This is a genomic window from Paenibacillus profundus (assembly GCF_021369635.1).
GTDB lineage: Bacteria > Bacillota > Bacilli > Paenibacillales > Paenibacillaceae > Paenibacillus_B > Paenibacillus_B profundus.
This window is the reverse complement of the sequence record NZ_JAJNBZ010000019.1, coordinates 113,416-124,670: the sequence shown is the minus strand read 5'-3', so window position 1 is coordinate 124,670 and position 11,255 is coordinate 113,416. Positions and strand designations below refer to the sequence as shown.

Annotated in this window: 10 protein-coding genes, 1 pseudogene and 1 riboswitch; of the genes and pseudogenes, 2 read left to right on the top strand and 9 right to left on the bottom strand. The window is 47.4% G+C overall.

The window, feature by feature from the left end; genetic code table 11:
• Positions 1-77: 77 nt before the first annotated feature.
• Positions 78-191, bottom strand: a pseudogene (locus LQV63_RS20445) (YqeB family protein); the annotation flags it as partial.
• A 130-nt stretch (positions 192-321) separates the two neighbouring features.
• Entirely contained in the window at positions 322-1,191 is an 870-nt protein-coding gene (locus tag LQV63_RS20440) for an alpha/beta fold hydrolase (RefSeq protein ID WP_019420542.1), read from the bottom strand.
• Positions 1,192-1,359: 168 nt separating this feature from the next.
• On the opposite strand from LQV63_RS20440, the gene LQV63_RS20435 reads away from it, so the two are divergent.
• Complete coding sequence (locus tag LQV63_RS20435; protein ID WP_083858820.1) at positions 1,360-1,587, top strand: hypothetical protein; 228 nt, start codon at positions 1,360-1,362, stop codon at positions 1,585-1,587.
• A gap of 175 nt (positions 1,588-1,762) precedes the next feature.
• Here the strand turns inward: LQV63_RS20435 and LQV63_RS20430 are convergent, their stop codons facing one another.
• The 5 genes from LQV63_RS20430 to LQV63_RS20410 all read right to left on the bottom strand — a co-directional run bounded on the left by LQV63_RS20430 (position 1,763) and on the right by LQV63_RS20410 (position 7,122).
• Positions 1,763-2,602 carry a GNAT family N-acetyltransferase gene (locus tag LQV63_RS20430; protein ID WP_233698088.1) on the bottom strand — a complete coding sequence of 280 codons (840 nt, stop codon included), beginning with the start codon at positions 2,600-2,602 and terminating at the stop codon, positions 1,763-1,765.
• 190 nt (positions 2,603-2,792) lie between these two features.
• Positions 2,793-4,013: an MFS transporter gene (locus LQV63_RS20425; RefSeq protein WP_233698087.1), complete on the bottom strand. Its 1,221-nt coding sequence runs from the start codon at positions 4,011-4,013 to the stop codon at positions 2,793-2,795.
• 318 nt (positions 4,014-4,331) lie between these two features.
• A complete protein-coding gene (locus LQV63_RS20420) occupies positions 4,332-4,799 on the bottom strand; it encodes a DinB family protein (RefSeq protein WP_233698086.1) in 468 nt (155 codons plus the stop codon).
• A 26-nt stretch (positions 4,800-4,825) separates the two neighbouring features.
• The gene (locus LQV63_RS20415) at positions 4,826-5,341 is read right to left on the bottom strand and encodes a GNAT family N-acetyltransferase (RefSeq protein ID WP_233698085.1); all 516 of its coding nucleotides are present in this window, start codon (positions 5,339-5,341) and stop codon (positions 4,826-4,828) included.
• 578 nt (positions 5,342-5,919) lie between these two features.
• Positions 5,920-7,122, bottom strand: coding sequence for a GTP-binding protein (locus tag LQV63_RS20410; RefSeq protein WP_233698084.1), 1,203 nt, complete (start codon positions 7,120-7,122; stop codon positions 5,920-5,922).
• A 772-nt stretch (positions 7,123-7,894) separates the two neighbouring features.
• On the opposite strand from LQV63_RS20410, the gene LQV63_RS20405 reads away from it, so the two are divergent.
• The gene (locus tag LQV63_RS20405; RefSeq protein WP_019420548.1) at positions 7,895-8,407 is read left to right on the top strand and encodes a DoxX family membrane protein; all 513 of its coding nucleotides are present in this window, start codon (positions 7,895-7,897) and stop codon (positions 8,405-8,407) included.
• Positions 8,408-8,488: 81 nt separating this feature from the next.
• Here the strand turns inward: LQV63_RS20405 and LQV63_RS20400 are convergent, their stop codons facing one another.
• A complete protein-coding gene (locus tag LQV63_RS20400; protein WP_019420549.1) occupies positions 8,489-9,649 on the bottom strand; it encodes an FtsW/RodA/SpoVE family cell cycle protein in 1,161 nt (386 codons plus the stop codon).
• A gap of 294 nt (positions 9,650-9,943) precedes the next feature.
• Positions 9,944-10,117: riboswitch (M-box (ykoK) riboswitch) on the bottom strand.
• 93 nt (positions 10,118-10,210) lie between these two features.
• Positions 10,211-11,254: an FUSC family protein gene (locus tag LQV63_RS20395; RefSeq protein WP_233698083.1), complete on the bottom strand. Its 1,044-nt coding sequence runs from the start codon at positions 11,252-11,254 to the stop codon at positions 10,211-10,213.
• Position 11,255 lies beyond the last annotated feature (1 nt).

Below are 11,255 nucleotides of genomic sequence, written 5' to 3'. Positions count from 1 at the left end.
CTGCCCAGTTACATCAAGGCATATCTGTCGATTTCATGCTGCGAAAGTTGAGTTAATTAGTTAAAGAGCCTTTTTAATGAGGCAATCAGTACAAGTGGCCCTTTAAAAGGCACCCACGGCAAGGTTACCGCCCACTTCGCAATCGCTGGAATAAACCAACCAATCACGAGTCCGACAAGTGGCGAAACCCGTCCAAAAAAATAAAGATAGCAAGCGGCATACCGTTCACGATCCTTTCATTACTATGAGCGGCATGACAAAAAATCCGGCAACCGCTTGCCGGACTTTCATGACCGCTTTCCGCAAAAATATTTCGTCCCCTTATGCCAGCGGGTGTTGCATGGACTCAGACGATTCTTCAAGTATCTTAGCTGCCAGATAAGGCTCGACTTCAGGCTGCTTCTCTTCCCGCTTTACTTCGTTCTCCTGCCTCCGAATCCATTGCTGGATCAGCTCATTCATTTCCAACGCGTTTTTGGTTGGAATCTGATGCTTGGCACCCTTAATCCAGTAGAGCTGATAGTGCGGTAAATTCCTTTGCAGCTTTCCCGCGTAACGGAAGAACCCCAGATCCTTTTTCCCGTAAATGAGCATGATCGGAGCCTTGATTTTTTTCAATTGACTTGTGCAGTTATAAGTTAAGCTGCAGCGGTAATACTGACGCCAATTGTCGGTTCTCCCGAGCTTTGCCGTCCGCTTTAAATTGTTATACGTTTCCCGGCTGTCGGCATTGCCCCGCGTGATGGCCCATGCAAGCAGATTTTTGGCTTTCACATTCGTCAATGCGATTGCCAGTGCGATTCTCCATCGCAGCCAATAATCGCTCGTCTCAGACATCGTGCTGACTAATATACCGCCTTGGAACCTGTCAGGGTATGATAACAACGCGTGCAGAGCAATCGTTCCCCCTGTGGAGTAGCCACATAAATAAGCTTTGTCAATTCCGAGCTTATTCATCAACTGCAGCATGTCCCGTACAATGAGCGGGTACGTTATCGGTTCTTTCGAGACATCGCTTAATCCATGGCCGCGAATGTCGAACGTGATTACCTTGAAATGCGCCGATAGCTGAGCGACTTGATAATTGAAGTTCTCTGATGTCAACAATGGCGGATGAATAAACAATATCGGAACACCTTTACCGTAAACATGATAGTGCAGGTTCACGCCGTTAATCATTTTCTTCGGCATCCATGTCACCTCTCTCTTCTGCTCTTTGGTAAAGATGCCCTTTCTTGCGTATATTTATGCCAGTAGGGACATTTTCATCAAAACCGAATGCCATCGGTACAAGTGAACATACCTCATCGGGGTCAGTCCAATATAATGTAACCAACTAAACGAAAGGAGTTGTACCGTATGTCCTGTAGACCGCATTGCCCGCCAGCTGAACCTATCATTTGTCCGACGGCTCCGATCATCCGCGATTTTTTTCATCCGCAAATCCTTCCCGTCATTCACCCCATTGAAATTGTGAACCGTCATCATTGCGTTCCGATACCGCGGCACTTTTTCACGTTCAATACTATTGAAGAAGGGGTAGCGACCATTAGCCGAGTAAACAAAAAAAAGAAACGGCGCGCATAAATACGGCACACTCCGTTCAAAGTATAGCCACTTCTATCGCGTAGGCCGTCCATTGTGACTCGTGCCCGTGCTACACCGTTTCCTTTCATAATCACATTCCACATATGAATGACATAACGCAAAGAGCCTGCCTTTAGGCTCTTTTCTTGTTATCCCCCCCGATGCTGCCCTCCGCTCAACCCAATATAAAGTGGTGTTCAATTACATGTTCCAATTGTTCATATCCCATGTTCGTGTACAATCGTCCGGCCCCCGCAAGAGTATCATCGGCAAAAATACAGCAAAAGTCATAACCAGAGTGAAGCAGAAGTTCACTCAACGCTGCAACACAAGCGGCAGCGTGCCCCATATTTCGCAGAGGCAGCGGCGTATATACGGAATGGATGGCAATACCGTTCGGGGTCGACCTTACTTTCCCTGCCATAGATACGGGCCTTCCTTCCACTTCCCACAAATACAAATCTCCGTCCGCAATGCTCTGCTTCGTCCTCCAGCTAGCATCTTCTTCCCTAATGGGAATGCCAGTCTCGACGGACATCTCATACATCCATTGCGTCAAAAGATGCTCATCTTTCATTTCTACCGAGCGCAGCATACCTCTTCTCTTATCGGGCAACAGCATATCGCGCTCTAGACAATATACGCTCAACAACTTGCTATTCACCGCTTTAAAGCCAGTCGCATTGGACCACACGCTTGCAAACAGATTCGTGAGCCCCGTAGGTCCGACAACTTGGGATACGCTCCTGAGTTGCTGGCGGATGTTGTGCACGAGCAGATTAAGATGTCCGGCAGTGCAATCTTTACCGTACAGATGCAATGGTCCTGAGGGAGTCATGAGTGCGGCCAATGCAGGTTTATGGTCTGACAGCAGAGCGAAGTACACATCGCTGTGCTGTTGGCGCAATTGCATTGCTAACCCGATCATGACATTGTTCACCGCTTCATCTTGCATTAACAATGGCAGGGCGGCATTAAGGAACGGAGCCGCATGCGAGAAATTCATGATTTTCATACGAATAATCTCCTTGGGTTTATTGTAGTGAACATGTTCATGTCATACACAATACGCTGCAATATCGATTTGAAGCCCTGCTATTTCGTTGTCGAGCACTCCATAAAGTTGGTTCAAGTGTATCCGACTATGGAAACTTTTTCAACAAAAAAAAGAGTGCATCTCATGATGCACTCCTGCTGACCCAATATTATGCATGAACCGCTTCAGACTTGGCCGCTTTGCTCGCGCTGCTGCTTCGGCTCCATGCAGCTAACAGTAAGGAGCTCATAACTAATATGACTGCGCCTACCACATATGGAATGTTAATGTTTACATCGAACAATGTACCCGCAATTGCTGGACCGATAATGTTGCCTAAGCTCATATATGCATTATTCATACCGGCAACGAAGCCCTGCTCATTTCCTGCCATCTTAGACAATAACGTGTTGATCGCCGGACGGATAATAGAAGTCGCAATGAAGAACAGACCCGATACGGCAAATATGAGGAAGTAGCCCTGGACGAACACCATAATTATCATACTCACGCCAGCTACGACAAACATGACATTCAACAATTTCTTCTCGCCGAATCGGCGCAACAGCTTGTCGATCAGAACCGCTTGAATGACTACGCCCAAGAGGGCGCCAACCGTAATCATGAGCGAAATATCTTTAGGTGTGAAGCCATATTTCTTGTCGACATACAGTCCAAATACTGATTCGAAGCCCATCAGACCGAATGTCATCGTAAAAATGAGCACCAACAGCATGAAATAAGGTGCCTTGAATGATCTTGCGAACTGCTTCAAAATGTTTTCACGCTTTGTCTGTGAGAGCTTCGATTTCATACGTGCTTCTATCGACACCGTCTCCGGTAAGAATAATAGCGAAATTACAGTTGAGATAGCCGCGATCATCGCTGCGGCGTAGAATGGAATGCGAATTCCGCTCTCAGCAAGAAATCCTCCGATTCCCGGTCCGACGACCACCCCGAGACTCATGGAAGCCATTAGCCACCCCAGTCCTTTGCCCCGATTATATTCTGTCGTAATATCCGCGACATAAGCCATCATGGCTGGCGTCATGAATGCCGCACCCATTCCTCCGAGGAAACGGGATGCGTACAGCATCCACATATCGGTGGCTGCCGCGAAAATGAACTGGGAAATCGTAAACATGGCAATTCCGAAGACGATCATCTTTTTACGCCCATACTTATCCGACCATTCTCCTGCAAACGGTGAGAAAACAAACTGCGTTAGACCAAACGCCGAGACGAGATATCCCATCGCTTGTCCGGATGCCCCGAACTCTGTAATGAATTTCGGCATAATCGGTATGATGAGTCCCATTCCGACCATGACAATGAACATATTCAACATCAATATGAATAATGAACCACTAGATTTTTCTTTTCTGGACATTCATGTTCCTCCCCCAAAATCGAAACCAATCTCAATTACTGCGACGACTCACTGTCATTGCTCACTCCTCTATCAATTTCCGTACCATAGAGTTCTTTTTTTGACTAACTGGTATTTTTGTTCATTCTACAGTATGCAGATCCCATATGTCAAATGCATTCCCTTAACGTATATCCTATAAATACAAAGAGACGGCGCCCTTTTGGAGGCATCGTCTCGTTCGTACATAATAATTCAATTAAAATTCAATTAATGAATGATTTTATATAGAAATGATTGGCTTCTTTCGATGTGAGCTATCAGTTCAATCTTCTGTCGTTATGTGTTCAGTCCTCTGCCAATGAAATTGGCGGACACCGGCTTGCTCCCTATTTCTTGTGCCCAGACGGAGATCTGACCGATATGATGAATCTCATGGGCAATGACATGTCGGATCACTTCTCCATAAGTATGCGTCTCATCCGGCTCCCAAGGTACACTAAAAGACTTCAGTTCCATCTCTGATGTCCACTTGGCAGCGAATGATTCTACGTCAGAGCGGTAATGTTTGGATAGAGAATGAAGTCGTTCTACCGTATCATATTGTTCCAATGATGGCATTTCGTCTGGCTTGCCATCTAATGCTCGAATCCAACTCGATTCGACATCGATAATGTGAAACAGGGTTCGATGGAAGCTTCTGACTCCACCTACACGTTCGCGAATGTATTCTTCATGTGGAAGCTGCATGCACCACTCAAACCATTCCTCACGTACCATCCAATTGTATTGAAATAATTTTATCATCGTCTAATTGCTACTCCTTCGCCAACTTAATTGCTGACAGCCGTCCAATGCTTCTCGAACACATAGAAGGGAAATTCAAGGGACGGGTATACAATCTCCCCTCGAACTTCATATCCCAACCGCTTATATAACTCCACGGCTTTTGTGTTCTTGCTGTAGCTGTCAAAGCGCAGGCTGCTGTAACCTTGTTCCTGCGCATAGTTATCTGCAAAAGCAAGCAGCTTCTTCGCAATCCCTTGCCCTTGATGGCTCGGCTTAACAGCCAATCGATGGGCAATGAGCGCTCTTCCACCCTGATCACGCCACGATATTGCTTCGAACTCCTCCTCCTGATTTTCATCCAAGGTCATCATCCCAACAATCTCCTCGCCATCCCGGTAGGTGTGCAGCCATCCCGAGCGGATGTCCTCCATCAAAATATGAGCGTTCGGATAATTCTCATCCCACTGATTAATTCCTTGCGAATGCATCTGCTCCGTACATTCCCGAACAAGCGTCATCACATCATCCAATTCGGCCGGGACAGCTCTGTGTATCGTCATATGTATTCAACCTGCTCCTTCATTCATAAATATGAATTCCTGATCCTCTAGTCTTGCATTATCACCTGTGCTGAATCGCTTACTGCGTCCAGCCGATTGAATTATACCATAATTTAACTGCCTCTTACAAGAACGTTTGTTCCATCCCCCATATCAAAATATGCAAGGTGGACGGCCATATTGTTGTTCTGATTCGCCTCTTGCCTCACTCTCCCCTCCCATCAGAAAAAAGGATTTCTCTCGTCTCCAAGCTACTCAATCCGACGTCTCGTCTGCAGAAGCTGCATAGGTTGTCGCTTGTTTTCCCCCACTTCAAGTTCCGATCTTAGAGAAAATAGGCACTGCCTTTCACCCGCTACTCCTGTAGCTGCAAATGAAAATCGTCCGTTCGGAAGTGACGCTGCACATTAAACGACACAGCGCCGCTGTAAGCCTGAGTGAATGGGAGAATGACCAAAAGACATGGGGGGAATAATGGTACAGGCTTCCTACTCTCCCCAAACGGGCTGTATTACCAAAATAAAAAGATGAGCTCTACCAGCACGGGCTCATCCTGCTTTTACCGCTATATCTTTATACTATTGGCCTATCTCTTCCACAATGAGATTAGGAAGCGGATCATGAAAGGCCGACCAGTCCGCCGACATCTCTTCATCGGTCAAGAGGCACGCATCCAACGAACGAACCATACGCTCCTTATCCATATCGACGCCAATCAACACGACCTCGGTGCAGCGATCCCCGAACCGGTTGTCCCAGTCTGCCGCAATCTCCGGATGATCCTCTAAGACGGCCTGCCTTTCCCGTTCGGGCAATGTAGCGACCCAATAACCGGCAGGACCAATCTGAATGGAGGGACCGGCTTGACTGAAGTTGGTGGCCACATTGCGCGAAGCCAACCACATCAACCCTTTCGCGCGGACGATGTCGTCCGGGAAATCCTCCAGCCATGACGTAAGACGTTCGGGATGGAATGGCTTCTTGCGGCGGTACACAGTCGAAGCGATACCATACTCCTCTGTCTCCGGTGTGTGATGCCCCAACTGCAATTCTTGCATCCATCCCGCCGATTGACTGGCTGCGTCGAAGTCGAACCGCCCTGTATTCAAAATATCCTGCGGAGCGATCCGTCCATGAGATGTGCGGATGAGCTTGGCGCGCGGCTGCAGCTTGCGGAGCACGCCTTCCAATTGCAGCAGATCCTCTTCCTTCACCATGTCGCATTTGTTCAAGATGAGCACATCGCAGAATTCTATCTGGTCAATTAACAAATCAACGACGCTCCGCGTATCGTCTTCACCAGCCGCCTCATTCCGATCGAGCAAACTGTCGCCCGACGAGAAATCGTGCCAGAAACGATACGCGTCCACCACCGTCACCATGCAATCCAGACGGCATAACTGCGATAAATCGATACCTTGCTCTTCGTCCACATACGAGAAGGTCTGCGCCACAGGTACCGGTTCCCCTATCCCCGTCGACTCGATGAGAATGTAATCGAACCGGCCCTCTTTGACGAGCTTCTCCACCTCTTTCAACAAATCCTCGCGCAGCGTGCAGCAGATGCATCCGTTCGACATTTCCACCAGCTTCTCTTCGGTGCGGGATAAGCCGCCACCGTCTTTGATGAGATTCGCGTCGATATTTACTTCCCCTAAATCGTTAACGATGACGGCTACACGAAGTCCGTCCCGATTGTTTAACACATGATTTAATATCGTCGTCTTCCCGGAACCCAAATATCCGCTCAGTACGGTTACCGGTATACGCTGATCGTGCATGGATTATCCTCCTTCATGCGGCGGCTATAATTAGCACCTTTTTATTATTCGTAATAATTACGATTTAAATATAACTATACTATTCCCCTTTTGTCAAGCATCCATCATCTTCCTCGTGAAAGAGAAAAACAACGAATCAATGCTACTTCTATTCCTAGAAAGCTTCAATCTCACAACCGCATCGTTGTTGCTATCCGCCTCTTGCCTCACTCTCCCTTTACATCAGAAGAAGGATTTTACAAGGAAAAATACTTCTTCCGTCACCCAACCCCCTTCGCTGCAAATGGAAATCACCGCTTGGAAGTGACTCGTGCTCGTCTAGCGTCACGGTGCTCACAACGAGACTGAGTGAATGGGAGAATGGTCAAAAGACACCGGATGCAAAGACCATTCGCTCCCCTTCTCACAAAATACGACTGTGCATACACAGCAAAAAGATGAGCTCCGCCAGCGCGTACCCATCCTGCTTCTTCCCTTATGCTCTGTATTTATTATTGCTTAAAGCCGTCTTTTCACTTTTGACAGTTTTCTTTCCATCTGAATCAACTTGACATTAAGCGTTTGCAGAGTTACCCCTTGTTACTGGAAATTGCTTTTTTCATACCTGATAACTCATCAGTCAATGTATTAATGATAAAATTGTAGAAATTTCCCCCTCAAAATGTAACCGATAACTATTTGTTAAACCGCTTCAACTTTTGTACAATATACCAGAACCGGTATCATAAGACAGCGCGCTGCCTAAATTCAAAGCAAAAGGAGTGGTTTACTTATGTTTGTGCACTGGCTGCGATCCCATTTCAGCGCCGCCGTGCTGCTGTGTGTTCTCCGTCTATACGTTGGGTATAAATGGGTGACGGCAGGATGGGGGAAACTTACGAATGGATTCGATGCAAGCGGCTTTCTTGAAGCGGCGATCGCCAAATCGGTTGGCGATCGTCCAATCGTTCCCGGTTGGTGGGCGTGGTTCCTCAAGAACGTCGCTCTGCCAACCTCCGGCTTCTTCAGCTACTTGGTGGCCTTTGGCGAGCTTCTAGTCGGTCTTGGCCTCATTCTCGGGCTGATGACTTGGCTGGCCTCTATTATGGGCATGATGATGAATTTTTCCTTTCTGTTCTCAGGTTCGATCAGTTGGAATCCCTTGTTTATCCTAATCTGCAGCTTCATTGCAGTAGCCGGATGGAACGCGGGCAGAATCGGCTTAGACGGTTACTTTTTCCTCGGCAGGGCCAGGCGAATTCCCCCGCAGGCACATGCGCAGCCACAGGCGCAAGCTCAAGCTTAATACCGCAAGCCCTTGCCTGAATGGCAAGGGCTTGGTTCACGCAACATTCGGATTTGACTGACCGCATTAGCATCATCACAATTAATGGAACATGACTGATTTCGTTGTGAGCGGTTCTAGCAGATCGGGTTCTTCCTGATGAATTTTGACGCTTAGCGCAAGCCCGATCGAGATCATATTGGTCAGAAGCGAGCTCCCGCCGTAGCTTATAAAGGGCAGGGACAGCCCTGTGAGCGGCATCAACCCGATATGCATGGCGATATTTTCGAAGATTTGCAGCGTGAACATCGCAATAATGCCGACAACGAGATAGGCGCCCTCCAGATTATTGCTGTCTTTCACAATCAGAACCATACGGTAGATAAGCAGAAAATATAACAGAATGAGCATGGCGGATCCAAGAAAACCGAACTCCTCACCAATGACGACGAATATCGAATCCGAATAACTGTAAGGAATGTACCCGCTATGAATAAAAAAGCCTTGAGTGAACCCGTCTCCCGACAGCCTGCCCGAGCCGATCGCACGGATCGAATTCATCACATGCCACGCCTGATCCGAGTCGCTGGTCGGATCAAGAAATGTTTCAATGCGCGCCATCTGATGAGGCTTAATGAATTGGGCCAGCAAATCGCTGTTCGTGTAATACAGAACCACAATGGAAACGATAACAGCGGCTGTCGCAGACAAACCGATTATCATATGTGACATGCGCACATTTGCCATCCATATCATAGCGACAAAAATCGCCGCGAACACGATCGACGTTCCTAAATCAGGCTGCTTCAAAACAAAAAAGACCGGAATCGCGATAATGAGGCCGAGCGGGACGATATCCCGAACCAGCCGCAGCTCCTCCCCTTCACGCCGCCCCAAAAACCGGGCCAGCATCAATATGGTGAACAGCTTCATTAATTCGGAAGGCTGAAATTGCTGTCCTCCGATGGCAATCCAGCGTACAGAACCATTGATGTCAACCCCTTTGAACATGACGAGTGCCAACAATGCAATGCCAGTGACATAGAGGATGACGGATAAATAACGCACGACAACCCGATAATCGAACCAAGCCGTAACGAGGAGCGGAATAAAAAATGCGGCATAGAGCATCATGTTGTTCTTGTGCAAGCCTTCATAACTCGTATTTGTCGTTGCGCTGTAAATAACGATAGTGCTAACCGCCATAAAGCACAGCAAAATCCACAGCATCAACGGATCCACACGTTTTAATTTTCGCAGCATACCATAACCTCTTTTATTTCATAATTGCTTGGCAGCGGCTCTCGGATGTATGCAAATGATATCAAAAGCGTTCCGTGGCAAAATCAGTGAGATTCATAACCAAAGTACGTATGCCCGTTGGCAACCATCAATGGAAATGATCAGGGAATGCTTCTGCATCGCAGACCTAAGCCGTAATTGGTCAAACATCCTACTTCCGCTTCCGTCCATTCGAACAGTCACCTCCCGCGCACATAATAAAACCCTCCAAGCATAGCTGCTAGAGGGTGCATAATGAAACAAATGTGTTTACTTACGCCTCCCCTTAACCGGGCTTTGGCACTATACAACGTAAAGAAATACAATCATTTCTTAGCCACCTTAAGAAAAGCCTTAGCTCGACAGTTCCTGTTCTACCCGTAGGCATCTTTCGATATTTCCGGGCAGTGGCCTTTGTTTGTATAGGAGCCTCACCTAATGAGGATATATAATCAGACTACCGAGAATACTATCCTTAAACTCCACCTTTGTCAACCATTTCCTCGATATCCAATATTGGCATCATGCTTATTTCCAATTCAATTATATCAAGCCGTTTAATAGTCCTTTGTCCTCTTCCTTATCGACGTGTCCGACGAGCCGGTCAAGGCGCGCAATCTGAAAACCATATTCATACATGGACGCCGCCACAATCGAGAGGCGCAGCATCCCTTCCTGTTCTTGTACGCAATGCTGCATTGCCTTCTGCATAAACAATTCGTTCTCTGCTTCCATCAGTTCAATTTCCGTGCTGTCTGGCTTTACCTTGTCCTCGAATTTGAGCAGCACGTGTTCATGACATTTGATAAGCATCTCCAGATGATGATCGAAGAACTTATTCGTCTCCGGCGTCCGGGTTGTTTGAAAATAATGCTCTTCAATCGCATTCAGCACCGCCATCCCCTTCCACAGCGTATTCAAGAGATGCTTGTACACAACCAATTGGCGCGTAGCCCGGTACTTGGCGCGCTTTAACTTCTTCGTCTCTTCCTCGAACAGCTTGTACTTATCCGCAAGCGACTTCATAATGTCTTCCAGAGCTTGCTTCTCTGTTCGGAACGCGGCTTCCTTGATCTCATCCGAAATAATCGTGCGCAGAAGCAGCGACATCTTGTTGAAGACGGTCTGGATCTGCCCGATGAATTGAACCTTCGGATTCGGCGGGAAGAACAAAATGTTAATGAGAAACGCCGAACCGATGCCAATCAGGATTTGCACGAATCGAATCAATGCATAATTCCATTGTCCCGAGGCTTCCATTACCGTAATGACCGTCACGAGCGTCAGACCGACGGTCTCTTCCATTTTCATTTTCAAACATATCATAATGACCAGAATACAGACGATACCTACCGCAATCGGTGCATTGGAAAAGGCCATCCCCGCCAATAATGCTACTACTGCTCCAACCGTATTAGTCTGGAACTGGTCCAGAAAATAACGCCAAGAACGGTAGATGGACGGCTGCATCGCGAAGATCGCAGCTACCGCGGCAATGACCGGTGTCTTGAATTGCAGGAACATACTGATATATAGCGACAGGGTAACCGCGATCCCCGTCTTCAATACTCTAGCGCCAAATGCCACA

Bases quoted from the DNA above. Each gene is read 5' to 3' on its own strand.
- LQV63_RS20440 (WP_019420542.1), bottom strand. From the start codon at position 1,191: ATGCCGAAGAAAATGATTAACGGCGTGAACCTGCACTATCATGTTTAC.
- LQV63_RS20435 (WP_083858820.1), top strand. From the start codon at position 1,360: ATGTCCTGTAGACCGCATTGCCCGCCAGCTGAACCTATCATTTGTCCG.
- LQV63_RS20430 (WP_233698088.1), bottom strand. From the start codon at position 2,602: ATGAAAATCATGAATTTCTCGCATGCGGCTCCGTTCCTTAATGCCGCC.
- LQV63_RS20425 (WP_233698087.1), bottom strand. From the start codon at position 4,013: ATGTCCAGAAAAGAAAAATCTAGTGGTTCATTATTCATATTGATGTTG.
- LQV63_RS20420 (WP_233698086.1), bottom strand. From the start codon at position 4,799: ATGATAAAATTATTTCAATACAATTGGATGGTACGTGAGGAATGGTTT.
- LQV63_RS20415 (WP_233698085.1), bottom strand. From the start codon at position 5,341: ATGACGATACACAGAGCTGTCCCGGCCGAATTGGATGATGTGATGACG.
- LQV63_RS20410 (WP_233698084.1), bottom strand. From the start codon at position 7,122: ATGCACGATCAGCGTATACCGGTAACCGTACTGAGCGGATATTTGGGT.
- LQV63_RS20405 (WP_019420548.1), top strand. From the start codon at position 7,895: ATGTTTGTGCACTGGCTGCGATCCCATTTCAGCGCCGCCGTGCTGCTG.
- LQV63_RS20400 (WP_019420549.1), bottom strand. From the start codon at position 9,649: ATGCTGCGAAAATTAAAACGTGTGGATCCGTTGATGCTGTGGATTTTG.